The 24,874-nt window shown below is 59.0% G+C and carries 24 protein-coding genes; 15 read left to right on the forward strand and 9 right to left on the reverse strand.

The genetic code is table 11. From position 1 onward, the window contains the following. Positions 1-68: 68 nt before the first annotated feature. The 3 genes from B3Y70_RS10415 to B3Y70_RS10425 are packed head-to-tail and all read right to left on the reverse strand — an operon-like array spanning position 69 to position 3,309. Positions 69-482 (reverse strand): substrate-binding domain-containing protein, encoded by a 414-nt coding sequence (locus B3Y70_RS10415; protein ID WP_011787053.1) that lies wholly within the window; start codon positions 480-482, stop codon positions 69-71. Positions 483-491: 9 nt separating this feature from the next. After that, entirely contained in the window at positions 492-1,703 is a 1,212-nt protein-coding gene (locus tag B3Y70_RS10420) for a hypothetical protein (protein WP_273031709.1), read from the reverse strand. Between the two features lie 28 nt (positions 1,704-1,731). Beyond that, positions 1,732-3,309 (reverse strand): methyl-accepting chemotaxis protein, encoded by a 1,578-nt coding sequence (locus tag B3Y70_RS10425; protein WP_273031711.1) that lies wholly within the window; start codon positions 3,307-3,309, stop codon positions 1,732-1,734. Between the two features lie 286 nt (positions 3,310-3,595). On the opposite strand from B3Y70_RS10425, the gene uvrD reads away from it, so the two are divergent. Then, positions 3,596-5,761 carry a DNA helicase II gene (gene uvrD, locus B3Y70_RS10430; RefSeq protein ID WP_022993223.1) on the forward strand — a complete coding sequence of 722 codons (2,166 nt, stop codon included), beginning with the start codon at positions 3,596-3,598 and terminating at the stop codon, positions 5,759-5,761. A gap of 184 nt (positions 5,762-5,945) precedes the next feature. Here uvrD and B3Y70_RS10435 read toward each other — a convergent pair whose 3' ends face one another. From B3Y70_RS10435 to arsH, 3 genes are all read right to left on the reverse strand, one after another. Then, positions 5,946-6,743: an undecaprenyl-diphosphate phosphatase gene (locus B3Y70_RS10435; protein WP_023012092.1), complete on the reverse strand. Its 798-nt coding sequence runs from the start codon at positions 6,741-6,743 to the stop codon at positions 5,946-5,948. Between the two features lie 124 nt (positions 6,744-6,867). Next, entirely contained in the window at positions 6,868-7,938 is a 1,071-nt protein-coding gene (gene arsB, locus B3Y70_RS10440; RefSeq protein ID WP_228224180.1) for an ACR3 family arsenite efflux transporter, read from the reverse strand. A 9-nt stretch (positions 7,939-7,947) separates the two neighbouring features. Next, positions 7,948-8,664, reverse strand: coding sequence for an arsenical resistance protein ArsH (gene arsH / locus B3Y70_RS10445; RefSeq protein WP_022993221.1), 717 nt, complete (start codon positions 8,662-8,664; stop codon positions 7,948-7,950). A 90-nt stretch (positions 8,665-8,754) separates the two neighbouring features. Here arsH and B3Y70_RS10450 point away from each other — a divergent pair, with 90 nt between their 5' ends. From B3Y70_RS10450 to B3Y70_RS10485, 8 genes are all read left to right on the forward strand, one after another. Continuing rightward, positions 8,755-9,111: a metalloregulator ArsR/SmtB family transcription factor gene (locus tag B3Y70_RS10450; RefSeq protein ID WP_022993220.1), complete on the forward strand. Its 357-nt coding sequence runs from the start codon at positions 8,755-8,757 to the stop codon at positions 9,109-9,111. 45 nt (positions 9,112-9,156) lie between these two features. Further along, positions 9,157-10,161 (forward strand): ArsJ-associated glyceraldehyde-3-phosphate dehydrogenase, encoded by a 1,005-nt coding sequence (locus B3Y70_RS10455; protein ID WP_278351003.1) that lies wholly within the window; start codon positions 9,157-9,159, stop codon positions 10,159-10,161. A gap of 1 nt (position 10,162) precedes the next feature. Beyond that, positions 10,163-11,374, forward strand: a complete 1,212-nt coding sequence (gene arsJ / locus B3Y70_RS10460; RefSeq protein ID WP_288589762.1) for an organoarsenical effux MFS transporter ArsJ — start codon at positions 10,163-10,165, stop codon at positions 11,372-11,374. After that, positions 11,367-12,038, forward strand: a complete 672-nt coding sequence (locus tag B3Y70_RS10465) for an SDR family oxidoreductase (RefSeq protein WP_278351005.1) — start codon at positions 11,367-11,369, stop codon at positions 12,036-12,038. Before arsJ ends, B3Y70_RS10465 begins: the two co-directional genes overlap by 8 nt. A gap of 7 nt (positions 12,039-12,045) precedes the next feature. Further along, positions 12,046-12,654 (forward strand): ABC transporter ATP-binding protein, encoded by a 609-nt coding sequence (locus tag B3Y70_RS10470; protein ID WP_286896573.1) that lies wholly within the window; start codon positions 12,046-12,048, stop codon positions 12,652-12,654. Then, positions 12,641-13,438, forward strand: a complete 798-nt coding sequence (locus B3Y70_RS10475; RefSeq protein ID WP_286896575.1) for an ABC transporter permease — start codon at positions 12,641-12,643, stop codon at positions 13,436-13,438. Before B3Y70_RS10470 ends, B3Y70_RS10475 begins: the two co-directional genes overlap by 14 nt. Positions 13,439-13,516: 78 nt before the next feature. Further along, complete coding sequence (locus B3Y70_RS10480) at positions 13,517-14,692, forward strand: MFS transporter (protein WP_272999112.1); 1,176 nt, start codon at positions 13,517-13,519, stop codon at positions 14,690-14,692. A gap of 40 nt (positions 14,693-14,732) precedes the next feature. Next, positions 14,733-15,824: a tRNA-queuosine alpha-mannosyltransferase domain-containing protein gene (locus B3Y70_RS10485; RefSeq protein ID WP_272999113.1), complete on the forward strand. Its 1,092-nt coding sequence runs from the start codon at positions 14,733-14,735 to the stop codon at positions 15,822-15,824. On the opposite strand, the gene B3Y70_RS10490 is transcribed toward B3Y70_RS10485, so the two are convergent. Next, positions 15,821-16,225 carry an acyl-CoA thioesterase gene (locus B3Y70_RS10490; protein ID WP_011787037.1) on the reverse strand — a complete coding sequence of 135 codons (405 nt, stop codon included), beginning with the start codon at positions 16,223-16,225 and terminating at the stop codon, positions 15,821-15,823. The two genes, B3Y70_RS10485 and B3Y70_RS10490, sit on opposite strands and share 4 nt — an antisense overlap. A 192-nt stretch (positions 16,226-16,417) precedes the next feature. On the opposite strand from B3Y70_RS10490, the gene B3Y70_RS10495 reads away from it, so the two are divergent. The 6 genes from B3Y70_RS10495 to B3Y70_RS10520 all read left to right on the forward strand — a co-directional run bounded on the left by B3Y70_RS10495 (position 16,418) and on the right by B3Y70_RS10520 (position 23,036). Then, positions 16,418-17,470 (forward strand): substrate-binding domain-containing protein, encoded by a 1,053-nt coding sequence (locus B3Y70_RS10495; protein WP_153740276.1) that lies wholly within the window; start codon positions 16,418-16,420, stop codon positions 17,468-17,470. 141 nt (positions 17,471-17,611) lie between these two features. Then, a complete protein-coding gene (gene pstC / locus B3Y70_RS10500) occupies positions 17,612-19,000 on the forward strand; it encodes a phosphate ABC transporter permease subunit PstC (protein WP_011787035.1) in 1,389 nt (462 codons plus the stop codon). Beyond that, on the forward strand, positions 18,993-20,267 hold the full coding sequence (gene pstA, locus B3Y70_RS10505) for a phosphate ABC transporter permease PstA (RefSeq protein WP_113879120.1): 1,275 nt from the start codon (positions 18,993-18,995) through the stop codon (positions 20,265-20,267). The genes pstC and pstA overlap by 8 nt, the downstream gene beginning before the upstream one ends. 11 nt (positions 20,268-20,278) lie before the next feature. Then, positions 20,279-21,166, forward strand: a complete 888-nt coding sequence (gene pstB, locus B3Y70_RS10510; RefSeq protein ID WP_023009471.1) for a phosphate ABC transporter ATP-binding protein PstB — start codon at positions 20,279-20,281, stop codon at positions 21,164-21,166. A gap of 31 nt (positions 21,167-21,197) precedes the next feature. Then, on the forward strand, positions 21,198-21,920 hold the full coding sequence (gene phoU, locus B3Y70_RS10515; RefSeq protein ID WP_011787032.1) for a phosphate signaling complex protein PhoU: 723 nt from the start codon (positions 21,198-21,200) through the stop codon (positions 21,918-21,920). Positions 21,921-22,013: 93 nt separating this feature from the next. After that, the gene (locus B3Y70_RS10520; protein WP_011787031.1) at positions 22,014-23,036 is read left to right on the forward strand and encodes a CNNM domain-containing protein; all 1,023 of its coding nucleotides are present in this window, start codon (positions 22,014-22,016) and stop codon (positions 23,034-23,036) included. A gap of 64 nt (positions 23,037-23,100) precedes the next feature. Here B3Y70_RS10520 and B3Y70_RS10525 read toward each other — a convergent pair whose 3' ends face one another. Continuing rightward, the gene (locus tag B3Y70_RS10525; protein WP_011787030.1) at positions 23,101-23,466 is read right to left on the reverse strand and encodes a histidine triad nucleotide-binding protein; all 366 of its coding nucleotides are present in this window, start codon (positions 23,464-23,466) and stop codon (positions 23,101-23,103) included. Between the two features lie 36 nt (positions 23,467-23,502). Continuing rightward, positions 23,503-24,798 (reverse strand): FAD-dependent monooxygenase, encoded by a 1,296-nt coding sequence (locus tag B3Y70_RS10530; RefSeq protein ID WP_273031736.1) that lies wholly within the window; start codon positions 24,796-24,798, stop codon positions 23,503-23,505. Positions 24,799-24,874: the final 76 nt, after the last annotated feature.

Genomic DNA, 24,874 nt, shown 5'->3' on the forward strand with positions numbered 1-24,874 from the left:
GCGACTGTTTCCCCAAGCAGCAAAAAGGCGAGCCGGGGCTCGCCGTTTTGCGCTCTGCACGGCTGAGATCAGGGCGTCAGGATAACCTTGACACTGTCGTCCACATCCGCGGAATCGATGTAGCCGATGGCGCCTGGTGTGGAGGCGACCTGGGCCTTCATGCCCGAAGCACTGCCGGCTTCCGCCGGAGGCTGACCACGACCAGTGAACACCTGCTGGGACCAGAAGGCCTTCAGTTGGGCGTCGTTACGGCCGGTCACCTTGTCGTGGAACTCGGCACGGGTGGCATTGCCTTCCGGGAGTTCAAACGGCTTCGCGCTCTGGCCATTCGGCAGGGCTTTGCTGCGGTTCAGATACAGATCCCGTACTTCGTTGGCGCTGATGCTGTCCGGGCCGGATGGGTTGCCGATCACCACGACTTCGGCCAGGGCCAGAGGGCTTGCCAGCAAGCTGGCCGCAAACAACAGGCTAAGCTTTTTCATGGGGCCTCCTTAGAATGCCGAGTCGATTTTGAGGGTGTAGACGTTGGTGCTGTCTGTGTCACTGGTCAGCATGTGTTGGGTGTTCAGGTTGCCGAACCCTTTTTGTAACCCGGTAACGTGGGTAACGTCAGCCTTGATAGCAACGCCCGGCGTGATGTCCCAACGCGTACCGATACTGTATTCGTTGCGTTGATAGTTCAGGATGGACTCGGGAACAACCACGCGTCGGGCTGGTTCGTTGATGAACAGCCCAGTGCGCTCATTGTCGTCTTTACTCTCAGTCCAGCCAGTAGCGATGTAAGGCGTCCAAGCACCAAATCGATGGCCCACAGACAGGTAGGCTGAGTCTGTGTCCGCAAATTGACCGTCAACTTCGACTCGGGTCACTTCGCCGATGATCTGCCAGCTACCATCGTCGTAGCTCGCTCCCAGACCAAAGAAATTACCTCTGTCTCCGTCTGCGAGTGTGGTGTCGACCACTACTCCAGCGGCTGCTGCCTGTGCCGCAAGGCGAGTCGCATCAATATCCGCCTCAGCGGTCGCTGCCACACCACGAACCGTCCACACATAGTCGGTCCAGGTCAGGTTCACACCAGCGACATTACGCAACTGCACATCGCCTGAGTTTCCATCTTCATCGGTAAAGCCGGTGAAGCCGGTTGCGGTCAGCGAGGAGTTGTCGAAGTTCAGGTTGTAGCTGGCATCCGCACCGACATAGCTGGTCACGGCAATCGGGCCATACACACTCTGGGGCGGGCGGGCCCACGGCTGGGCGTAGCCGACTTCCAGGGAGTCGGAGTACATGAAGAACGGAATCCGCATCTTGCCGGCCCGAATCTGCAGGTTGTTGGTGGGGCGGTGGCTCAGATAGGCCCACTCCACCTGGGGTTCCCAGTCATCTTCGCCCCGGCCGACCAGTTGCATCACAATCTGGCTCTTCTGTGTGACGTCAAAGGTGCCCTGCAGGGCGAACAGGCTCAGATCCGCCACTTCGGATTCGTCGGTGATTCCGGCGTAACCGGCATCGTTGCTGGCCCGGGCAAAACCGGTGCTGAAAAAGCCGTTAAAGCGAACACCAGTATCTTTCGCGGAATTCAGTTGTTGTTGCATGGCATTGAGCTGCTGCTGCATGCGCTCAAGGGTTTCCTCGGTGCTCTGGGCCAGTGCCGGGGTGGCGGCAATGGCGAGCGCCAGGGGCGCTGCAGAGAATAGTCTCTTCATCAGGAGTATCCTTTTTCTGGGGTTTTACTTAAACGCGGAACTGCCCGGCCACGCTCTGCAAGCCATTACTGACGTCCTGGATCTTGCGACTGACCGTATCCAGCTCATCGGTGCTTTCCATCACGGCCTCGGCGTTGCGATGCATGTCGCCCATATGGCCAGTGACTTCGCTGAAGGTGGTGCTTTGTTCATAGGTGGCCGCGGCAATCTGCTCGTTCAGTTCGCTGATCTGCTGAACATTCTCGAGAATCTTGCGCAGGACCTCGCCAGACTCGGTGGTGGCATCCACGCCCTGCCTGGCCATGTCTACGCTGCCTTGCATGGAATGCACGGCGGCGCCGGAGGCTTTGGAGAGTTCTGAAATCACCTGCTGGATTTCTTCCGTGGCCTTGTGGGTGCGCACCGCCAGGCCACGTACTTCATCTGCGACCACGGCAAAGCCACGGCCGTGTTCACCGGCGCGGGCGGCTTCAATGGCGGCATTCAGGGCCAGCAGGTTGGTCTGCTCGGCCACGGTCTGAATGGTTTCCAGCAGACCGCCCACCTTCACGGAGAACTCGTCGAACTGGTTGACCAGGCTGGCAGTGTTCTCGATTTCTGCCATCAGTCGCTGGATGGTCTGTATGTTGCCCTCGACCTTCTGCTGCCCGGTGGTCGCAAACTTGGATGCGTCCTGGGTCTGGTCGGAGGCGCTGGAGGCAAAGCCCGCCACTTCCTCAACGCTTTTTACCAGCTCTTCCACGGAATTGCGGGTGGAGGAGATGGCCTGGGCCTGCTGGCTGATGCGTTCAAGATTGGTACGGCTGGTGCTGCCCAGATGCGTGGCGACGCCGTTAAGCTCACCGATGTCCTGCTGGATGGTGGCAAAGGATTTATGCAGTTTTTCAACAAAGCGGTTGAACTGGTCCACCAGATCCCGGAGTTCATCCTTGCCGGTGTACTCGATGCGGGAGGTCAAATCGCCTTCGCCAGAAGCCATGTTCCGCAGGGAACTGATGATTTGCTGCAGGCTGCCGGAGACCGATCGACCGATAATCAGGCTCAGTGCAATCAGGACAACCAGGGCGACCACCACGATCGTCACGGAGACGGTGGCGGCTTCGCTGCTGGCCGCCGTGGTGTCGTCAATGGCCTGGGTCAGGCGGCTTTCCATGGCGTTGCGCATCTCGTCCAGATCAGAGCGCAGTCCGGCCAACCGCTCGGCGTTGGCGGAGGCTTCCTGGCCAATGCGATTGAAATCCGCCGTACCTTCTATGATTGCGGTGGCGATGCGGGTGGCGGTGTTGTAGTAACCGTTCAGCTCGGATTTCAGGGCCTTCACCTGATCACGCAGAGCCGGGTTCAGCGTGGCGATGCGGTCCAGATTGGCGGATATTTCTGCCAGTTGTTCCCTGGTGGCGGCAATCTGTTGATCATCACCGGTGGTGACGGCAGTGTTGATCTGGTTTTCAATCAGTTGCAGCAAACCTCGGTTGATCGTGGACAGTTCCAGGGAGGGGTAGAGCTGGTCGCGAACTTCGCTGAGGCGTTCGGAGTTATTGCGCTCGGTGACAATGGAAAAGGCCTGGCTGACCACAAAGGCAACAATGGCAACGGTGACCAGCAATGCCAGTTTGTGAGAAATCTTCAGTGATGAAAGTATGTTGTAGTCCTTGTCCGCCCGGCCTAAGACTTTAGTCGGGGGCGATTCTAGGTCGTTTTTTGAACGTATGACACAGAATTCATGTGTCAGTGTGTTAAGGCATGTATCGGCTGGCGGCAGGAGATCTGAACCAAGGTGGATGTTAAATGCCTCAAATTTTTCCGGTGGTCGGGCGGCTGGCAGAAAGGAAGTCTTTGCGTTGTGCTGATATAATGTCCTGTAAATTTAACCAGTAGTGAAGCCTTGCTCCATGGATGTCTCTCATATTATCGATTCCCTGAACGACGCCCAGCGTGAAGCGGTTACCGCCCAGAACGACCATCTGCTGGTGCTGGCCGGTGCCGGCAGTGGCAAAACCCGGGTGCTGGTGCACCGGATGGCATGGTTGATGTCGGTTGACCGGGTGCCGCCCACGTCCATTCTCGCGGTGACCTTCACCAACAAGGCCGCCAAGGAAATGCGTTATCGCGTGGAGCAGATGATGCAGATTCCCACCCGCGGCCTATGGATCGGTACCTTCCACGGAATTGCCCATCGTTTACTTCGTTCCCACTGGAAAGACGCCGGCTTGCCGGAAAACTTCCAGGTGTTGGACAGCGACGACCAGTTGCGGCTGATCAAGCGGGTGATGCGGGAAAATCGCATTGATGAGAGCCAGTGGCCGCCGAAACAGGCCCAGTGGTTCATCAACAGCCAGAAAGATGAGGGCTTGCGGGCGGATCATATCCAGGAGAATCCGGGCGATCACTTCACCAATACCATGCTGAAGATCTACCGCCAGTACGAGAAGCTCTGCCAGCAGGGCGGCCTGGTGGATTTTGGTGAACTGCTGCTGCGATCCCACGAGCTCTGGCTGCACCGGCCGGAATTGTTGAGCCACTACCAGCAGCGCTTCCAGCACATACTGGTGGACGAGTTCCAGGACACCAATACCATTCAATACGCCTGGCTTCAGGTGCTGGCCAGCAACCGGGTGCCGCTGACGGTGGTGGGCGATGACGACCAGTCCATCTACGGCTGGCGGGGCGCGAAGATCGAGAATATCCAGCAGTACCAGCGGGATTTCCCCAATTCCCGGCTGGTCCGGCTGGAGCAGAACTACCGCTCCACCAAGACCATTCTGAAAGCCGCCAACTCGGTGATTGCCAACAACCAGGGGCGTTTGGGCAAGGAACTCTGGACTGACGGGGTGGAAGGTGAGCCGATCAGCCTGTACGCCGCGTTCAACGAGCAGGATGAAGCCAATTATATTGCCGATTCCATCTCGGCCTGGGTCAGCGAGGGCAATCTGCGCAGCGAGTGCGCCATTCTCTATCGTTCCAATGCCCAGTCCCGGGTGCTCGAAGAAGCCCTGATGCGCCAGGGTATTCCTTATCGAGTTTACGGCGGGTTGCGGTTCTACGACCGTCAGGAAATCCGAAACGCGCTGGCTTACCTGCGCCTGGTACATTACCACCGGGACGATGCCGCCTTTGAGCGGGTGGTGAATATTCCCACCCGCGGCATTGGTGCCAAGAGCCTGCAGGAAATTCGTGAATACGCCACCGGCCAGGGTATTTCCCTGTGGGAATCGTCCGAGCGGTTACTGGCCGCGGGCCAGGTAAAGGGCCGGGCGAAAACCGGCCTGCAGCAGTTTATGGAGATCATCAACACGCTGTCTGAAATGGCGGGGCACGCTTCCCTGCAGGGGCTGATGAAGCAGGCCATAGAGTCCAGTGGCCTGAAGGATTACCACGCCAGTGAGAAGGGCGAGAAGGGTCAGGCCCGGGTGGAGAACCTGGAGGAACTGGTCAGCGCGCTGGCGGATTATGATGTAGAAGAAGGCGTAGATCCGCTGGCGGAGTTTATTGCCCAGGCGGCGCTGGATGCCGGCGAATCACAGGCCGATGCCCATGAGGACAGTGTGCAGTTGATGACGCTGCATTCGGCCAAGGGGTTGGAGTTTCCGATGGTGTTCCTGGCAGGTGTTGAGGAAGGTTTGTTCCCGCACAGTATGTCACTGGAGGAGCCCGGGCGCATGGAGGAAGAGCGCCGCCTGGCTTATGTGGGCATTACCCGGGCCATGAAGAAGCTGGTACTTACTTACGCGGAATCCCGTCGGTTGTATGGTCAGGAGAAGTTTCACGCACTGTCCCGGTTTGTGCGGGAGATCCCGGGGGACTGCCTGCAGGAGGTGCGGTTGCGTAATACGGTGACGCGGCCGGCGATGGTGGAGCGACCGAATGAGAGTCTGTTTGCCCAGGATTCGGCCCAGCAGTCCGGTTTCAGCTTGGGCCAGCGAGTGCGTCATCCGAAGTTCGGCGAGGGTATCGTGATGAACTCAGAGGGCACCGGGCATCACACCCGCGTGCAGGTGAACTTCGATGAGGGCGCCAAGTGGCTTGTTTTGGCTTATGCGCCTTTGGAGGCCTGCTGATATAGAAGCCCGCCAAGTGTGGAGGCGGTGCCGGGTTGGGGTTGGCTTTCCAAAAAGCGCTCCTTCGGCACGTCCCTGTGGCGCTTGTGTTCCGCCATCCCTGGCTCCACAAATTTTTGGAAAGCCAACCCCAACCCGGCACTCTTGGTGCTGTGCAGGCCGCCAAGAATTTAAAGAAAACGGTTTACATCAGAACCGCGTAAATTACACCTGCCAGAATGATCCGGTAGATCACATACGGCCACATGCCCACCTTGTTCAGCCACTTCAGGAAGAAGTGGATGGCGGTAATGGCCATCAGGAACGAGGTGACGCCGCCGATCAGAAAGCCATTCCAGTCCACGATCACGTCGGATGTTGCCACTTCCAGCAGTTTTACCGCCGACGCCAGCACGATAATCGGAATCGCCAGCAGGAAGGAAAACCGCGAGGCGGTTTCCCGGGTCATGCCAAGGAACAGGCCGGCGGTGATGGTGACGCCCGAGCGGGAGGTGCCGGGGACCAGAGCCATGGCCTGGGCGACGCCAACGATAACGGCGTCTTTCCAGTTCAGGGAATCCATGGTGCGCTGGCGTTTGGGCAGCCAGTCGGCGATGCCCAGCAGGATGCCGAACACCAGGGTGGTGAAGAAGATCACCGACGCGCCGCGCAGTTCGTTGTCGATCATGTCGAGCAGGGCCAGGCCGGCGAGGCCGGCGGGGATGGTGCCGATCACCAGGTACCAGGCCAGGGCGCCCTGGCCGACGATTTTGCGCTGGCCCATGGAAATCAGGCCGTCCCGGGCGATGCCGAAGACATCCCGGCGGAAGTAGAGCACCACCGCCAGCAGTGTGCCCACGTGCACCGACAGGTCAAAGCCGACGCCCTGGTCTTCCCAGCCAAAGAAGGCCGGTGTCAGGATCAGGTGGGCGGAGCTGGATATGGGCAGGAATTCGGTCAGTCCCTGGAGGAGGCCAAGGAAAAGGGCCTGGAAAATATCCATTCTTTTAATTCCGGTCGGTGGTGCTGATTAACGGGTTCGACGCTCAAAAAACGAGCGCGATATTAGCAGGGTGGTTGTCGGCTGAACAGGCGCGGATAGCGACGCGCCTGTTCAGCTTAATCGTTCAGGCCGGGAACTTGTCCCGGGTGTTATTGGCGATGCGCACCAGGGCGAGCATCAAGGGCACTTCCACCAGTACGCCCACCACCGTGGCCAGGGCTGCGCCGGATTTCAGGCCGAACAGGGCGATGGCCGCCGCCACTGCCAGCTCAAAGAAGTTACTGGCACCGATCATGGCCCCTGGGGCGGCGATGCAGTGGCGCACGTTCCACAGCCGGGCCCAGCCATAGGCCAGCAGAAAGATAAACACGGTCTGGATAACCAGTGGCACCGCAATCAGCAGTATGTGCAACGGATTTTGCAGAATGACTTCACCCTGGAAGGCGAACAGCAAGACCAGGGTGACGATCAGCGCGGCAGGCGTCACGGGGCTGAGGCGTTTCATAAATACGTTGTCGTACCACTGTTCGCCGTGGCGGGCGATCAGGGTCCGGCGGGTCAGGTAGCCGGCGGTGAGGGGAATCACGATGTATAAGACCACCGACAGAATCACCGTATCCCAGGGCACCTGGATGTCGGAAATCCCCAGCAGGAAGACCACAATGGGCGCAAAGGCGAACAGCATGATGATGTCGTTCAGGGATACCTGCACCAGGGTGTAGGCGGCATCTCCTTTGGTCAGGTAACTCCAGACAAATACCATGGCGGTGCAGGGCGCAGCCCCCAGTAGAATGGCGCCGGCCAGGTATTCGCTGGCCAGTTGTGGGGCGATCCAGGGTTTAAACACCACCATCAGGAAAAACCAGGCAATGGCGAACATGGTGAAGGGTTTGATCAGCCAGTTCACGATAGTGGTGATGGCGAGGCCCTTCGGCTCTTTTCGCACCCCGACCACGGCGCTGAAATCGATCTGCGCCATCATCGGGAAAATCATCGCCCAGATCAGGATGGCGATAGGGATGGACACCTGGGCGTATTCAAAGCGGGACAGGGTCTCGGGAATCGAGGGGGCAAGCTGCCCGAGGGCTACACCGGCCACAATGGCCAGTGCCACCCACACGGACAGGTAACGCCCGAACAGGTCCAGGCCGCCGTCAGTGGTTTCAACCGTGTTCACATCGCTTTTGCTGCTCATGGCATATCCTTAAATGGAACGTTGGTTCACACGCTTCGACAGTTCTTCGGCGCTTTCCTTGCGTTCGGAGTAGCGGTCGGTGAGGTAATCACTGCGGTCCCGTACCAGCAGGGTGAACTTTACCAGCTCTTCCATGACATCCACGATGCGATCATAGTAAGGCGAGGGCTTCATGCGATCATTGCCATCAAATTCCATGAAGGCTTTGGGCACCGAGGACTGGTTCGGAATGGTGACCATGCGCATCCACCGGCCCAGCACCCGCAGCTGATTAACGGCGTTGAATGACTGGGAGCCACCACATACCTGCATCACTGCCAGGGTTTTGCCCTGTGTCGGCCGAACCGCACCCAGGGACAGCGGTATCCAGTCGATCTGGGTTTTCATGATGCCGGTCATGGCGCCGTGGCGTTCCGGGGAGCACCACACCATGCCCTCACTCCACTGCACCAGTTCCCGCAGTTCCTGAACCTTGGGATGGCTGGCGTCTTCGGCATCGGCCAGGGGCAGGCCGCGGGGGTTAAAGATACGGGTTTCTGCGCCCATGGCTTCCAGCAGGCGGGCGGATTCTTCCACCGCCAGGCGGCTGAACGAGCGTTCGCGCAGGGAGCCGTATAGCAAGAGAATCCGGGCTGGATGCTCGGAGGCCGGGGCCTCGAATACCTTCGATGCCGTGGGAGCATTGAACAGCTCAGATTTAATATTGGGAAGATCCGCGGTTGGCATGTTGATCGTCGATCCTTTACGTCATCACTGTGTCACACTAATATGCGAAAAACTGCATATTCGAATAAGCGTATATATTGGTCGGTAAATATGAAAGGTCAAGCCCATTACAATCCGATGACCCTGTTCAAGGCCCTGGGAGATGAACTCCGGCTTGCGGCCACGCTGTTGATCCACCGTCAGGGTGAGTTGTGCGTGTGCGAATTGATGGCGGCGTTTGAGGCGCCTCAGCCAAAAGTCAGCCGCCACCTGGCATCGCTGCGTGAAGCTGGCTTGCTGGAAACAGAGCGCCGGGGCCAATGGGTCTATTATTACCTTAGTCCGCACCTGCCAGACTGGATGGTGCGGGTGCTGGAGGAAACTGCCGTTAACAACCCGGCACTGATTAAGCAGCCGCTGGCCAGATTACAGGCCATGGCGGATCGCCCGGCGGTGCAGTGCCCCTGATCCTTTATCGCACATGCGGATCGCGAAGGTCGCAAGGAGAACATCATGAGCAAGATCAAAGTAGGCATTAACGGGTTTGGTCGCATTGGCCGGCTGGCGCTGCGGGCGGCCTGGGGCTGGCCAGAGTTCGAATTCGTCGCCATCAACGATCCCGGCGCGGACACCCACACGCTGGCGCACCTGTTGAACTTTGACAGCGTACACGGCACCTGGAGTCGTGAAGCGATGGCCGATGATGACGATATGTTGATTGACGGCCAGCGCATCCGGGTAACCCATAACAAGGCCATCGCCGAGACCGACTGGTCCGGCTGCGACCTGGTGATCGAAGCCAGCGGTGTGAACAGGAAGGTGGCTGTGCTGCAGGGTTACCTGGACCAGGGTGTCAAACGGGTGGTGGTCACCGCCCCGGTGAAAGAGCCGGGTGCTAAGAACATTGTCATGGGTGTGAACGAAGACATCTTCGACCCCGCCAACGACCGCATCATCACCGCGGCCTCCTGCACCACCAACTGTCTGGCGCCGGTGGTGAAGGTGATCCACGAGAAACTGGGTATCAAGCACGGCTCGCTGACTACGATTCACAGCCTGACCAACACCCAGACCATCATCGATGCGCCCCACAAGGATCTGCGCCGGGCCCGGGCCTGTGGTAGCTCGCTGATCCCCACCAGCACGGGTTCCGCCACGGCGATTATCGAGATCTTCCCGGAGCTGAAAGGCAAGCTGGATGGCCACGCGGTGCGGATTCCGCTGATCAATGCGTCACTGACCGATTGCGTGTTTGAAGTGGAAACGCCGACGGACCGGGATACCGTCAACCAACTGTTGAAAGAGGCGGCTGAGGGCGAATTGAAAGACATTCTGGGCTACGAAGAGCGCCCGTTGGTGTCCATCGACTACAAGACCGACCCCCGCTCTTCCATCGTCGATGCCCTGTCCACCCTGGTGGTCAACGGCACCCATGTGAAAATCTACGCCTGGTATGACAACGAATGGGGCTACGCCAACCGCACCGTCGAACTGGCACGCAAGGTAGGCCAGGCCTGATATGAATGCCTCCATTCGCCAGTACCTGGTGATCACCGGCAACTACTGGGCCTTCACATTGACCGATGGCGCCCTGCGAATGCTGGTGGTGTTGCACTTTCACCAGCTGGGCTATTCGCCCCTGGAAATCGCCCTGTTGTTCATCTTCTACGAGTTCTTCGGGGTGGTGACCAACCTGGTGGGCGGCTATCTCGGCGCCCGGATGGGCCTGAACCGCACTATGAATATCGGGCTGTTCCTGCAGATTGTTGCATTGGCCATGCTGGCCGTGCCGGCGGCCATGCTCACGGTGCCCTGGGTGATGGCGGCACAGGCGTTGTCGGGTATTGCCAAAGACCTCAACAAGATGTCCGCCAAGAGCGGTATCAAGCTGCTGGTACCGGACGAGCAGCAGGGCACCCTTTACAAATGGGTGGCGATTCTCACCGGCTCCAAGAACACCCTGAAAGGGGTGGGATTCTTTCTGGGCGGCGTGTTGCTGATGGCCGCCGGGTTTACCGGTGCGGTAATCCTCATGGCGGTAGCGCTGGGGCTGGTGTGGCTGGCCAGTCTGTTCCTGCTGGGTCAGGACCTGGGCAAGAGCAAGGCCAAACCCAAGTTCAGCGAGATCCTGTCCAAAAGCCGGGCCATCAACGTGTTGTCGGCCGCCCGGATGTTTCTGTTTGGTGCCCGGGACGTGTGGTTTGTGGTGGCGTTGCCGGTGTATATGGCCACGGTGTTCGGCTGGGACCACTGGCAGGTGGGCGGCTTTATGGCCAGCTGGATTATCGGCTATGGCTTTGTCCAGACTCTTGCGCCCAGAATCACCGGCCACGCCAACGGTAAGTCCGGTGCCGTGCTTTGGGCGGCAGTGCTGGCGTTGGTTCCTGCCGCCATTGCCGGTGGTCTGATGGCCGGCTGGCCGGCACAGATGGTGGTGGTTGGTGGTTTGCTGTTGTTCGGGGTACTGTTTGCCATCAACTCTTCGCTGCACAGCTACCTGATTGTCAGCTACGCCCGGGGCGACGGTGTATCGCTGGATGTGGGGTTCTACTACATGTCTAACGCCGCCGGCCGGCTGCTGGGCACCATTCTCTCTGGCTGGGTGTATCAGGCCTACGGGCTGGAAGCCTGTTTGTGGATTTCCGCTGCCCTGGTAGCCACAGCGGCAGCGTTGTCAGTATGGTTGCCGGAACGAGCGGAGAAACCAATAGGAGAAAAAGGCTATGTCTGATTCCAATGTGGTGGTCATTACCGGTGCCAATCGGGGTGTTGGTCTGGAACTGGCCCGGCATTATGCCGCCGAAGGCTGCGAGGTCATTGGCGTATGCCGACAGTCCTCGGAAGAGCTTGCCGGTGTGGCGGGTCAGGTGATCGACGGCGTGGATGTCACCACCGATGCCGGCATCGATAAGCTGAAATCCGGTCTGGCCGGCAAGTCCATCAGCCTGCTGATCAATAACGCCGGACTGCTGCAGGACGAGCAGCTGGGTAGTATCGACTTCGATTCCATTCGCACCCAGATGGAAATCAACGCCTACGCCCCGCTGCGCGTGGCCGAAGCCCTGGTGCCTCTGATGGGGCAGGGCAGCAAGATCGCCAATATCACCAGCCGGATGGGCTCCATTGCCGATAATGACTCCGGCGGCCGCTACGGCTATCGCGCCTCCAAGGCGGCCCTGAATGCCTTTGGTAAATCACTGGCCGTGGATCTAAAACCACGGGGCATTGCCGTGGCTCAGTTGCATCCCGGTTATGTGAAAACGCGAATGGTGAACTTTGGCGGGCTGATCACGCCGGAGGAGTCTGCCAGGGGGCTGGCCGAACGCATTGCCAATCTGACCCTGGAGAATACCGGGTCGTTCTGGCACAGCAATGGTGAGGAACTGCCCTGGTGACTTGGCTTTGACCGGGCTGTTGTTGCAAGGGGTCAGCGTTGGCGCGCTGCGTGAAGTAACGCTGACCGTTCCCGGCGGACAGGTAGCGTGCCTGTCCGGTGCCTCTGGCAGTGGCAAGAGCCGGTTATTGCGCGCGGTGGCCGATCTGGAGCCCCACGGCGGTCAGATTTCTCTGGATAACCTCGATCAACAGAGTGTGCCGGCACACCAGTGGCGACGGCAGGTGGTAATGGTGCCGGCGGAAAGCCAGTGGTGGTTTGATGAGGTAAGCGCACACTTTCCTGAGGGGGCTTGTGAGCGTTTGCCTGCCGCTCTGGGTTTCACTGCCGAGGTTATGGACTGGTCGGTCAGCCGCTTGTCCTCCGGTGAGCGGCAAAGACTCGCGTTGTGGCGGGCCTTGATTCAGGAACCAGACGCGCTGCTGCTGGATGAACCGACCGCCAATCTGGATAACGAATCGACAGAGGCGATCGAACGCTGGCTGTTGCAGGAGATTGAACAGCGGCAGATCGCCACTCTGTGGGTCGCCCATGATTCCGCCCAGATTCATCGGGTAGCCAACGCTCACTATCGGATTCGAGGATCCGCACTGGAGCCTGTCCATGGAAGTGATTGACCTGGCCTGGTGGAAGCTGGGCCTGGCGGCCTTGCTGGTACTGGCGTTGGCAGCGACAGCCTACCTGGGGCGGCTGGGGATCACCCGCAGCCTGTTGGTGGCGGCCATACGAACGGTTATTCAGCTGGCTTTGATTGGCCTGGTACTGGAAGCCCTGTTTGCCTCTTCCGCCTTCTACTGGATTGCGCTGCTGGCGGCGGTCATGCTGCTGGTGGCAGGCCGGGAAGTGGTGGCGCGCCAGAGCCGACGCCTGAAAGGCGGGTGGGCGTTTGGTATTGGCACCGGCGCGATGTTCGTGTCGTCGTTTACCGTGACCGTGCTGGCACTGGCGGTGGTGATTGGTCCGGAGCCCTGGTATACCCCTCAGTATGCGATTCCTTTGCTGGGCATGATGCTGGGCAACACCATGACCGGGGTCAGCCTGGCCCTGGATCGCCTGAATGACTCGGTCTGGCGCCAGCGGGCGGTGATCGAGAACCGGCTGATGCTGGGCCAGACCTGGCAGCAGGCACTGGAAGATATTCGCCGGGAAGCCATGCGCAGTGGCATGATGCCCTCCATCAACGCCATGGCGGCGGCCGGAATTGTCAGCCTGCCGGGCATGATGACCGGCCAGATACTGGCGGGCAGCCCGCCCGCGGTCGCCGTTAAGTACCAGATATTGGTTATGCTGTTTATTACCGTCGGCACGGGGTTTGGTGCAGTGATGGCGGTCAGTTGGGGAGGCCGGCGGCTGTTTGATGACCGGGAGCGCCTGCGGCTGGATCGTTTAACCAAACCGTGATCGGGCACCAAAGTCGCATGGGGTCTCAGTCGGGTTTCGAGCTAGGCTTGGCTTTCCGGTAACCACAAAGACAATAATATGACTAGCCTACTGCAACGTTATCCTTTGCCAGTCATTGTGCTCGCACAATTGTTCGGCACCTCCCTCTGGTTCAGCATCAACGGGGTCTGGCTATCCCTGTCCGCCGAACTCGGGTTAGCGGAATCGGATCTGGGCCGGCTTACGCTCTCTGTTCAGGCGGGTTTTATTGCCGGTACGCTTGCTCTGGCGGTGACCGGCCTGGCGGATCGCTTCGGCGCCAGCCGCATCTTCCTTATTTCGAGCCTGATGGGCGCACTGGCGAACGCCGGCTTTGTAGTGGTGGCCGGGGTGTTTCCGCTGGACAGCCTGTTCCGGTTCGCTACCGGCCTGTGTCTGGCCGGAATCTACCCCCTGGGTATGAAACTGGTGATTGCCTGGACACCTAAATACGCCGGCGCCGCCCTGGCCTGGCTGGTGGGTATGCTGACTCTGGGTACCGCTCTGCCACATCTGATGCGAGGGGTAACATCAGGTATGCCCTGGGAGTGGCCACTGTTTGCATCGTCCTGTCTGGCGCTACTGGGCGGGCTGTTGGTGTTTCTGTTGGGTGACGGGCCGCACCTGCCCAAAGCCAGTGGGCGGCTTCCCCTTAGACAGGGACTGTCTGCTTTGCGCCTGCCCCGGTTCCGGGCCGTGGCGGGTGGTTATTTTGGCCACATGTGGGAGCTATACGCCTTCTGGACGCTGGTGCCGCTGTTGATCGGGCGAGAACTGCAGCGGCTGGGACAGGGTGATGCCTTGATCCCCTGGTTGTCGTTTGCGGTGATCGGTATGGGTGCGGCTGGATGTATTGGCGGCGGCCGGATCAGTCGGACTCTGGGTAGTGAGTGGGTTGCCCGGCGGGCGTTGATGGTGTCCGGGGTATTGTGCCTGCTCTATCCCTGGATGAACGGGCTGCCCCCGGAGTTGTTGATGGCGGCGCTACTGGTTTGGGGCGTCGCTGTGGTGGCCGATTCCCCGCAATTCTCCGCGCTGGCTGCAGTCACGGCCCCGAAAGAAACCGTTGGCTCATCTCTGGCGGTCATGAACGCGGTCGGCTTTGGCCTGACCCTGCCGGCCATCTGGCTCACCAGTGGGCTCTGGAATGCCTGGGGTGTCTGGGTAGCGTTGCTGCTTTTGCCGGGACCGGTGTTCGGCCTGTGGTCTCTGAGCCGGGGAAAGCCCGAGGCCTGATATACTTGCCGATTACGTCGACCTCCTGCTTTGGACCGTCATGACCCAACGCATTCTGTTATTGTCCGCTTATGATGCTGCCAGTCATCAGCGCTGGCGCGAGCAACTGGTCACCATGCTGCCCGATTATCATTGGCAGACGCTGGCGCTTCCGCCCAGATTCTTTCAGTGGCGGATTCGAGGTAATCCGGTGAGCTGGCTGCATCAGCCCGGCCTGGACGAATCCTGGGACCTGGTCATTGCCACTTCCATGGTTGATCTGGCCACCTTGCGCGGGCTGCACCCTCGAATCGCGAACACCCCCTGCCTGCTTTATATGCATGAGAACCAGTTTGCCTTTCCGGTCAGCGATCAGCAGCGAGGCCGGGTAGAGCCGCAGATGGTCAATCTTTACAGCGCTCTGGCCGCCGATGCGGTGGTCTTTAACAGTGCCTGGAACCGGGACAGCTTTCTGCAGGGCGTCGAGGGCTTTCTCAACAAAATGCCGGATGCGGTGCCCGGCGGGGTGATAGAAATGCTCAGGGAAAGGTCTTCGGTGCTGCCGGTGCCGATTGAAGACCGGTTGTTTATCGAGCAGCCACGGTCCGTGAACCGGGAACGGCCGCATCTGTTATGGAATCATCGCTGGGAATACGACAAGGGGCCCGACCGGTTGTTCGGCCTGCTGGAACAGCTGGAGCAGCGCAAGCTGGACTATCGCATCAGTGTGGTGGGTGAAGGTTTTCGCAGCCGCCCGCAAGCCTTTGACCGGATTTACCAGCAATTTGCCCGCCGAATTGAACACTGGGGCTTTCTGGAGCACCGGCAAGATTACGACCAGCTGTTGCGCAGTGCCGATATCGTGGTGTCGACCGCCCTGCACGATTTTCAGGGTCTGGCGATGCTGGAGGCGATGGCATCCGGGTGCTTGCCGCTGGCACCGGACCGGCTGGCCTACCGGGAATATGTGCCGGCAGACTGCCGATACCGGAGCCTGGAATCCGATCCCGGCGGTGAATCTCTGGTGGCCGCTGAACGGCTGGTACGTCTGCTAAAGAAACCTCCCGAGCTTAACCCGCCACAAGGCTGGCGGGCGTCGGAACTGGCCCCTAAGTACCAGGCGCTGGTTCAGCAGTTAATGGCGAGGGCTTAGTGATTCTGCTCCGGAACTTCCCGGATGCGGCCATGCTCATCAATCGCCACGTACACAAACAGACCTTCAGTCACCTTGCGGGGTGTCTTGGAGGCGCGGTCCAGTGTCCAGACTTCCACGTTGATTTTCATGGAGCTGCGGCCGATGTCCACCAATTCACAGTAGCAGCCCACCTGGGAGCCCACACGCAAGGGTGACAGAAACTCCATTCTGTCCATCGCGACGGTGGCATTACGGCCCTGGGAAATGCGACCGGCCATGGTCGCTGCCGCAATATCCATCTGTTTGACCAGCCAGCCGGCGAAGACGTCGCCGTTGGCATTGGTGTCTGACGGCAGTGGCACCACCTGCAGCATCATCTCGCCCCGGGGGGCCGGTTTGTCATCATCGTACGCAGTCATCAGGATCGCCTGTACAGCTTGTGAGTTGTTTTCTGTGCATGGTAACGGGCTGGCGCGGGGCTGCAAGAAAATTTGAACAATGACAGCTATATTTCAAAAGCTGTAACAAAGTTGTCACAGAGTGCCCCTAGGATGCAGTCATCGGTAAAGCAGATCCGACACAACGTCCAAAGTAAATAATGGAGACTCGACGTGATGAAACTGAACAAAGCACTTGCAACCGTTGCGCTGGCCGGCTCTGTTGCCGCCCTGTCTGCACCGGCCATGGCCCGTGACACCATCAGCATCGTGGGCTCTTCCACCGTGTATCCGTTCGCTACTGTGGTAGCCGAGCGTTTTGGTGCCAACACCGATTTCCCGACACCCAAGCTGGAATCCACCGGCTCCGGTGGCGGCCTGAAGCTGTTCTGTCAGGGCGTAGGCACCCAGCACCCGGACATCACCAACGCTTCCCGTCGTATGAAGCCGTCCGAGTTTGATCTGTGCCAGAGCAACGGCGTGAAGGACATCACCGAGTTCCGCATTGGTTCTGACGGCATCGTGATCGCCAGCTCCAAAGAAGCCGAAAATCTTGAAGTAACCCTGGAGCAGCTGTTCCTGGCGCTGGGTAAAGAAGTACCCAACCCGAAAAACGAGAGTGAGCTTATCGCCAACCCGTACAAGAACTGGAGCGACATCGATTCCAGTCTGCCGAACAAGCCGATCCGTGTGATGGGGCCGCCTCCGACTTCCGGTACCCGTGACTCCTTCAACGAGCTGGCTCTGCAGGGCGGCTGTGAAGACCTGCCTGCGGTTGCCAACATGAGTGAAGATGACATGGAAGGTGTGTGTCAGAGCATTCGCGAAGACGGCGCTTTCATCGAAGCGGGTGAGAATGACAACCTGATCGTCCAGAAACTGATTGGTGATACCGGCATGTACGGCGTCTTCGGTTACAGCTTCCTGGAAGAGAATGCTGATCGTCTGCAGGCCGCTACTCTGAACGGCAAGGTTCCGACTGCCGAAGCGATCGCTGCCGATGACTACCCGGTTGCCCGTTCACTGTTCTTCTACGTGAAGAAAGCCCACGTGGGCGTGGTTCCCGGTATCCAGGAATACGCTCAGGAGTTCACCGGCATGGGCGCCATGGGCCCGAATGGCTACCTGAAAAGCGTTGGTCTGATCGTTCCGCCGCGCGATGCGCTGATGGATCTGCAGGAGAAGGCTGAAAAGATGCCTAACCTGACCAAAGACGAGCTGATGTAAGCGCGGACTACCGCGAGTAGTGAGCGAAAGGGTGCGTCTCTGAAGGGCCGCACCCTTTCGCACGTAAGATAGTTGAAAGTGCGAATTGGTTTTTTACGCTTTACACTTGTGACCTGCTAAACGTGTCAAACAGGAATTTTCATGCAACCGGCTAACCTCATGCTATTGGTCATTGCCTTCGTGGTGGTGGCTTATGGTCTTGGATATGCCCGCTCCCGCTCATTGGCCATGCCGATGGGTGGTATCCGGCATCTCAAATCCCTGCCGTTCTATTACGGTGCCCGTGCTGCGCTCTGGTGCGGCATTCCGGCATTGATTGTGCTGGCACTGTGGGCGGCATTTCAGGGTAAAGTCATTCAGTTGCTGGTGATCGGCTCCCTGCCACCAGACCTGGTGCCGGAAGGGGCAGGGCAAGCCAGTCTGCTGCTCAGCAAAATCAGCAATGTGGCCAGTGGCGCCCTGCCTCCGGGCTTTGTCGAGGCTCCGATTGCCGAGGCAGCCGAGCGGTTGCAGGCGTTGCGTGCTCAAAGTCGGCTCTACATGTCGGTTCTGGTTGTGGCCGTTGCAGTGCTGGCCGGCTTTCTGGGCTGGATCCGGATCAGCCCGAAGCTGAATGCCCGGAGCCAGGTTGAAACCACCCTGAAGTGGATCTTTTTCGCCTGTGCTGCGCTGGCGATCCTCACCACGGTTGGCATTGTCTTTTCGGTTGCCTTTGAGACCTTCCGTTTCTTCCAGAAGATTTCCTTCTTTGAGTTTTTCTTCGGCACCCAATGGAGCCCCCAGACGGCGTTGCGCGCCGATCAGGTGGCAGCCGAGGGCGCCTTCGGGATGGTGCCCCTGTTTACAGGCACGCTGCTGATCTCTGCCATTGCCATGGTGGTTGCGGTCCCGGTAGGGCTTTTATCGGCTATCTATCTGTCTGAGTATGCCAACAAGCGGGTACGGGGTATTTTCAAGCCGCTGCTGGAAATGCTGGCGGGTATTCCGACTGTGGTTTACGGCTTCTTTGCCGCCCTGACGGTGGCGCCGTTTATCAGTGATTTTGCCGCTTCCCTGGGTATCAATGCGTCTTCCCAAAGTGCCTTGGCAGCCGGTGGGGTGATGGGCATCATGATTATTCCTTTCGTTTCTTCTCTTTCCGACGACGTTATCAACGCCGTGCCGCAAACGCTCCGGGATGGTTCGCTGGCACTCGGCGCCACCCAGTCCGAGACCATGAAAAAGGTTATCTTTCCTGCGGCGTTGCCCGGGATCATGGGCGGGATACTGCTGGCGGTATCCCGGGCCATTGGTGAAACGATGATCGTGGTGATGGCTGCAGGCCTGGCGGCGAATCTGACTGCCAACCCGCTGGAATCGGTGACCACCGTAACCGTGCAGATTGTCACCCTGCTGACCGGTGACCAGGAGTTCGACAGCGCCAAAACTCTGGCCGCCTTCGCCCTGGGTGCGATGCTGTTCCTGGCCACGCTCCTGCTTAACGTTATTGCTCTGAAAATTGTCCGCAAATATCGGGAACAGTATGACTGATCAACGTTCACAGGCGGAACTTGTCCGCCAGTCACTCAAGCGCCGTTACCGCAAGGAGCGCCGCTTCCGTGCCTATGGTATCGCTGCCATCGCCATTGCCCTGTCGGCTCTGGTGATCCTGTTTGCCGATATTATTGGCAAGGGCCATACCGCCTTTATCAAAACCACCGTTACCCTGGAGGTGGATATCGACGGTGAGGCCATGTATCTGGACGACGCGTCCGACGAACGCCAGATGAAAATGGCCGACTTTGTCGAGCCCTTGATCCGCGCCTTGATGAAAGAAATCCCGGAAGCCGGGGAGTCGGACAGGGACGATGTCCGAGATCTGATCAATCCCTATGCCTCCAATCAGCTGCGGGATGCGCTTCGGGAAAACCCAGAGTTACTTAATACCACCCAGACCATGACCTTCCTGTCCCATACCGATGTGGATGTGTACGTCAAACATGCCGGAGATGAGAACTACTCCATCAAGCTGAATGAGAAGCAGCAGGCGTGGGTAGATGCATTGTACGAGCGCGGCGTGGTGGATACCGGATTCAATGACGTGTTTTTCAGCCGGGGCGATTCCCGGGATCCGTCCCGTGCCGGCATTCTCGGGGCGATTGTTGGCTCTTTGCTGACCATGGTTGTGACTCTGGCGCTGTCGTTCCCGATCGGGGTGGCTGCGGCCATCTATCTGGAGGAGTTCGCGCCCCAGAACAAACTGACGGACTTCATTGAGGTCAACATCAACAACCTGGCGGCGGTACCCTCGATCATCTTCGGTCTGCTGGGTCTGGCGGTGTTCATCAACCTGTTCGGCATGCCGCGTTCGGTGCCGGTGGTGGGTGGTCTGGTACTGACCCTGATGACCCTGCCCACTATCATTATTTCCAGCCGTGCGGCGATCAAGAGTGTGCCGCCTTCCATCCGTGAGGCGGCCGAGGGCATCGGTGCCTCCAAGATGCAGGTGGTGTTGCACCATGTGCTGCCGCTGGCCATGCCGGGCATGCTGACCGGGTCCATCATCGGCATGGCCCAGGCGCTGGGGGAAACCGCACCGTTGCTGCTGATCGGTATGGTGGCCTTTATCGTGGATGTGCCGGACGGCTTCTTCGATTCCGCCACGGTATTGCCTGTACAGGTGTTCCTGTGGGCCGGCAGCCCGGAACTTGCCTTTATCGAACGAGCGTCAGCAGCCATCATGGTGCTGCTGACTTTCCTGATTGGAATGAATGCATTGGCCATCTGGCTTCGTAAGCGTCTTGAGCGCCGATGGTGAGGAGGAGTTTTATGAATACCCTGAATACAACGGTAACCAGTGAGGCTGATGTGCCCGAAGAGAAGGCGATTCCGGTGCAGGACGAACGACCGGCAGAGACAGTGATTGAAGAGGGTAAAACGGTCGGAACGCCGTTTGCCGACGATCCCAAGTTCAAGTTGCGCAACGTCGAGGTTTTCTACGGTGAAGACCGGGCCATCAAGAACATCAGCCTGGATATTGCCCGTAACGAGGTGATTGCGTTTATCGGGCCGTCGGGCTGTGGCAAGTCCACCTTCCTGCGTTGCCTGAACCGCATGAACGACAGCATCGACATCTGTCGGGTCAGGGGCTCGCTGCAGCTGGACGAGCAGGACATCTACGATTCCAAGCGGGATGTGGTGGAGTTGCGTGCCCGAGTGGGTATGGTGTTCCAGAAGCCGAACCCGTTTCCCAAGTCGATCTACGATAACGTGGCGTATGGCCCACGCATCCATGGCCTGGCCAATCGCAAGTCCGATCTGGATGACATTGTAGAGAACAGCCTGCGCAAGGCGGGGCTCTGGAACGAAGTAAAAGACCGTCTGGATGCCACCGCCACCGGGATGTCCGGTGGCCAGCAGCAGCGGCTGTGTATTGCCCGCGCGATTGCCGTGAGCCCGGAGGTGGTGTTGATGGACGAACCCTGTTCCGCACTCGACCCGATTGCCACGGCCAAGGTTGAGGAGCTGATTGCGGAGCTGTCCGAGAGCTATACCATTGTCATTGTGACCCACTCCATGCAGCAGGCGGCCCGGGTTTCCCATCGCACCGCCTACTTCCACCTTGGCCACCTGGTGGAAGTGAACGAAACCGACAAAGTATTCACCTCTCCGGAACATGAGCTGACGGAGTCATACATTACCGGCCGTTTCGGCTGATGCATGTTCGGGGATAACGGAGACAGACACTATGCCTAATAAAAAGGACGACGTTTACGGGGATCACATTTCCCACAAGTTCAATGATGAACTGATGGAGCTGAAGACCCAGTTCCTCAAGATGGGTGGAATGGTGGAAACCCAGGTTGAAAGGGCAGTGCAGGCCCTGGTCGATGGCGATAGCCACCTGGCGGAGGAGGTGCGCGCCAACGACAAGAAAGTCGATAAAATGGAAGTGGACCTGGACGAAGAGGCTACCCTGATCATCGCCCGTCGTCAGCCCACTGCCCGGGACCTGCGCCTGGTGATTTCTGTGATCAAGATGGTGGCGGATCTGGAGCGGGTTGGAGACGAAGCCAAGAAGATTGCCAAAATGGCCATCAAGCTGGTGGAGGAAGGTCAGGCACCCCGCGGTTACGTCGAAATCCGTCACATTGGCAACCACGTGCTGACCATGCTGCATGATGCACTGGATGCCTTTGCCCGGCTGGATTCCGAGCAGGCACTGCGGATCATGAAAGAGGACAAGCGGGTGGATGAAGAGTACCAGGCTGCCGCCCGTACCCTGCTGACCTTCATGATGGAAGATACCCGCAATATTTCCCGCTGCATGTCAGTGATGTGGGTGCTTCGTGCCCTGGAAAGGGTGGGGGATCATGCCTGCAACATTGCTGAGAACGTGATCTTCATGGTCAAGGGCGAAGACGTTCGCCATACCCCGATGGAGGAAGCGGAACGGGTGGTTGGCCGCTAGGCTGGGAGCGGCTGCTTTCGGTGGCCGTTTCCGCTCTTGTCCCTGCCCGCAGTTGCGCTATCATGGCGGGGACAAATTCATTTCTGAGGCCCTATGATTCTCCTTGTCGCATTCGCGATTATCTCCATCGGCTTTTCATTTCTCTGTTCTATTCTCGAAGCAGCCCTGCTGTCTATCACGCCCAGTTACATTGCGTCCCTGAAAAATGATCGGCCGCAACTGTTTGCACGCTTGCGCCGGCTCAAGGATGAAATCGACGATCCGCTTTCCGCGATCCTGACCCTCAATACCATTGCCCATACGGCCGGCGCTACCGGCGTTGGAGCCCAGGTGGCGGTTGTCTTCGGTGAGGTCTGGCTGGGTGCGGCATCAGCGGCGATGACCCTGGCGATCCTGATCTTTTCGGAAATTATCCCGAAAACCATCGGCGCCAAGTACTGGCGTGTGATCGCCCCTTCGCTGCCGGCGGTGCTGGGATTCATGATGAAAGCCCTGCTACCTTTTGTCTGGCTGTCGAAGCAGGTTACGCGCAGGATTGCCCCGGGTGACGGCGATACCGATATTCGCGCCGAAATCAGTGCGCTGGTAGAGATCGGCCGTGATCAGCAGGCTCTGGATGAGGAAGAGCGCCGGATTATCCACAACGTACTTCGTTTCCACGAGATCAAGGTCAGTTCCGTCATGACCCCCCGTACGGTGTGCAAATTTATCGATCCGGACACCACCGTGCCGGAATTCCGGGAAAAGGTGATGAAGTCGCCGTTTTCACGCTACCCGATGATTGATGAAGACGGGGAGACCCTGGGGTACGTGCATCGGGCAGACCTGATCAGCATGAGCGACGATGACGACCTGCAAAGCCGGCTGCGCCAGATCAAACAGGTAAAGGCCAACACCAACATCGAGTTCCTGTTTTCGGAAATGCTGCGGGAGCGCCAGCACATTGCGGTGGTGTACGACGAGCTGGGAACCTGGCTCGGGGTGGTGACTCTGGAGGATATTCTGGAAACCCTGCTGGGTACGGAGATCATGGATGAGACCGATAATGTCTCCAACCTGCGCCGCTATGCTAAACAGCGTTGGAGCCGACGATTGAAGCGGTCGGCCGTGCAGTAATCAAAAAGGGCAGCCTCGGTGCTGCCCTTTGTCATTCTGTGCGACAAGTCTGTGAGAAGGATGCTTAGGCCTGTTTCATCTTGTCGGTGTACGGCGGCCAGCCCAGGGGTTTGCCGGCGAGCAGATGCAGGTGAATGTGGAACACGGTCTGGCCGGAATTCTCACCGCAGTTCATCACTACCCGGTAGCCATCGTCGGCAAAGCCCATGTCTTTGGCCAGCTTTGCCGCCACCCAGTAAAGATGGCCGACCAGCTCACGGTCGTCTTCCCCAATGTCATTGATGGTGGCAATGGCTTTCTTCGGAATGATCAGCAGATGCACCGGGGCCTGTGGATTGATGTCCTTGAAGGCCAGGCTGATGTCGTCTTCGTACACGATGTCGGCGGGAATTTCCCGGTTGATGATCTTGGTGAAGATGGTTTCAGACATAACGGCTCCTTGTGTCGAGTAAATGCGCGTACGCCACTATAGGCCACCCAGGCCGGGCAGGCGATTAACGATTTGTTGAATCGGCGCGGGCAACTGTTCATCCAGGCCCATGGCGTAGCGAGCGACGCGATTGCGTGCGAACGGCAGTACCCGGGCAGCGCCAAGCCCGAGATTGCGGGCCAGGTGCACTGGCGGAATGGCATTGCTGAACAGGTGGTAGAACAGATCCATGGTCAGCATCATCCGCTGGTTGGCGGGCCGGCGGCGATGTTCATAGAGTTTGAGCCAGTGCGCACTGGCCAGGTCTTCGCCCCCGCGCCGGGCTTCTTTCAGCACGCCCTGCAGGCATTGGGCGTCCTGGAAGCCCAGATTGACGCCCTGGCCCGCCAGCGGATTGATGGTGTGGGCGGCGTCGCCTGCCAGCACCACCCGGTTCTGGTAATAGTGCTTGGCATGCTGGCGGGCGATGGGAAAGCTGGCCCTGGCGTCAATGTAGGTCAGTTCCGGTAGTCGTTCGGGGAAATGCTGCTGGATCTCAGCCATCAGTTGCTGTTCGTCCATGGCCTTGAGTTCGTCCAGTCGGGCCGGGTGGTCGTACCACACGAGGGAGGCCCAGCTCTCTCCAGGGTGCTGCTCGCCAGCGCTGTGCAGGGGCAGGAAGGCCCTGGGGCCGCTGGGGTAAAAGCCCTGCCAGGTAATGTCTTCCACATTGCCCCGATAGCGCACCGAGATCACCAGGGCCTGCTGTTCGTACTGATCCCGGGTAACACCGATACCCGCTAACTCCCGCACCCGGGACATAGCGCCATCGGCGCCGACCACCAGCTGGGCCTGCAACTGGCTGCCATCATCCAGGGTCACCGTGGCGTACTCTGCGCTCTGGACCAGGTCCCGAACGCTGTGGCCTGTGATCAGGGTGACGTCAGTTTCCGTTTCGGCGGTTTGCCACAGAGCCAGTTGGGTAATGCTGTTCTCAACGATATGGCCAAGATGCGGCGCTCCCAGGCTGTTGGCGTCGAATTCCACCTCGGTCAGGCTTCGGGGCACCAGTCGTTTGAGCGGATTTGGTGTCTCGTCCCAGACCGCCAGGCGGCAATATGGGGTAGCGCGCATGGTCAGTATTCGTGGCCAGGCACCCAGGCTGGCCAGATAGCGTTCGCTGCCGGCGCTGAGGGCGGATACCCGGATATCCGGGTGGCTGTCTGGCTGATAGGGGGCGGGGGAAGCCTGGTCGATCAGGGCCACGCGGATGCCCTGCTGGCCCAGCCCGGTGGCAAGTGCGGCGCCGACCATGCCGGCGCCTACGATGATGGTGTCAAAGGTCTGTGTCATATCCGGTTCCTGTCTGCTGGCCTCAGTTTACGCGATGCCGTGCTGCAGACAAGCGACCGGGGTCAATCCCGGGTGG

This window comes from Marinobacter sp. UBA5687, assembly GCF_002420325.1.
Classification (GTDB): domain Bacteria; phylum Pseudomonadota; class Gammaproteobacteria; order Pseudomonadales; family Oleiphilaceae; genus Marinobacter; species Marinobacter nauticus.

What these genes read in the sequence shown, in the direction of transcription:
- B3Y70_RS10415 (WP_011787053.1), bottom strand. Translation starts at nt 482, where the DNA reads ATGAAAAAGCTTAGCCTGTTGTTTGCGGCCAGCTTGCTGGCAAGCCCT.
- B3Y70_RS10420 (WP_273031709.1), bottom strand. Translation starts at nt 1,703, where the DNA reads ATGAAGAGACTATTCTCTGCAGCGCCCCTGGCGCTCGCCATTGCCGCC.
- uvrD (WP_022993223.1), top strand. Translation starts at nt 3,596, where the DNA reads ATGGATGTCTCTCATATTATCGATTCCCTGAACGACGCCCAGCGTGAA.
- B3Y70_RS10435 (WP_023012092.1), bottom strand. Translation starts at nt 6,743, where the DNA reads ATGGATATTTTCCAGGCCCTTTTCCTTGGCCTCCTCCAGGGACTGACC.
- arsB (WP_228224180.1), bottom strand. Translation starts at nt 7,938, where the DNA reads ATGAGCAGCAAAAGCGATGTGAACACGGTTGAAACCACTGACGGCGGC.
- arsH (WP_022993221.1), bottom strand. Translation starts at nt 8,664, where the DNA reads ATGCCAACCGCGGATCTTCCCAATATTAAATCTGAGCTGTTCAATGCT.
- B3Y70_RS10450 (WP_022993220.1), top strand. Translation starts at nt 8,755, where the DNA reads ATGAAAGGTCAAGCCCATTACAATCCGATGACCCTGTTCAAGGCCCTG.
- B3Y70_RS10455 (WP_278351003.1), top strand. Translation starts at nt 9,157, where the DNA reads ATGAGCAAGATCAAAGTAGGCATTAACGGGTTTGGTCGCATTGGCCGG.
- arsJ (WP_288589762.1), top strand. Translation starts at nt 10,163, where the DNA reads ATGAATGCCTCCATTCGCCAGTACCTGGTGATCACCGGCAACTACTGG.
- B3Y70_RS10465 (WP_278351005.1), top strand. Translation starts at nt 11,367, where the DNA reads ATGTCTGATTCCAATGTGGTGGTCATTACCGGTGCCAATCGGGGTGTT.
- B3Y70_RS10475 (WP_286896575.1), top strand. Translation starts at nt 12,641, where the DNA reads ATGGAAGTGATTGACCTGGCCTGGTGGAAGCTGGGCCTGGCGGCCTTG.
- B3Y70_RS10480 (WP_272999112.1), top strand. Translation starts at nt 13,517, where the DNA reads ATGACTAGCCTACTGCAACGTTATCCTTTGCCAGTCATTGTGCTCGCA.
- B3Y70_RS10485 (WP_272999113.1), top strand. Translation starts at nt 14,733, where the DNA reads ATGACCCAACGCATTCTGTTATTGTCCGCTTATGATGCTGCCAGTCAT.
- B3Y70_RS10490 (WP_011787037.1), bottom strand. Translation starts at nt 16,225, where the DNA reads ATGACTGCGTACGATGATGACAAACCGGCCCCCCGGGGCGAGATGATG.
- pstC (WP_011787035.1), top strand. Translation starts at nt 17,612, where the DNA reads ATGCAACCGGCTAACCTCATGCTATTGGTCATTGCCTTCGTGGTGGTG.
- pstA (WP_113879120.1), top strand. Translation starts at nt 18,993, where the DNA reads ATGACTGATCAACGTTCACAGGCGGAACTTGTCCGCCAGTCACTCAAG.
- pstB (WP_023009471.1), top strand. Translation starts at nt 20,279, where the DNA reads ATGAATACCCTGAATACAACGGTAACCAGTGAGGCTGATGTGCCCGAA.
- phoU (WP_011787032.1), top strand. Translation starts at nt 21,198, where the DNA reads ATGCCTAATAAAAAGGACGACGTTTACGGGGATCACATTTCCCACAAG.
- B3Y70_RS10520 (WP_011787031.1), top strand. Translation starts at nt 22,014, where the DNA reads ATGATTCTCCTTGTCGCATTCGCGATTATCTCCATCGGCTTTTCATTT.
- B3Y70_RS10525 (WP_011787030.1), bottom strand. Translation starts at nt 23,466, where the DNA reads ATGTCTGAAACCATCTTCACCAAGATCATCAACCGGGAAATTCCCGCC.
- B3Y70_RS10530 (WP_273031736.1), bottom strand. Translation starts at nt 24,798, where the DNA reads ATGACACAGACCTTTGACACCATCATCGTAGGCGCCGGCATGGTCGGC.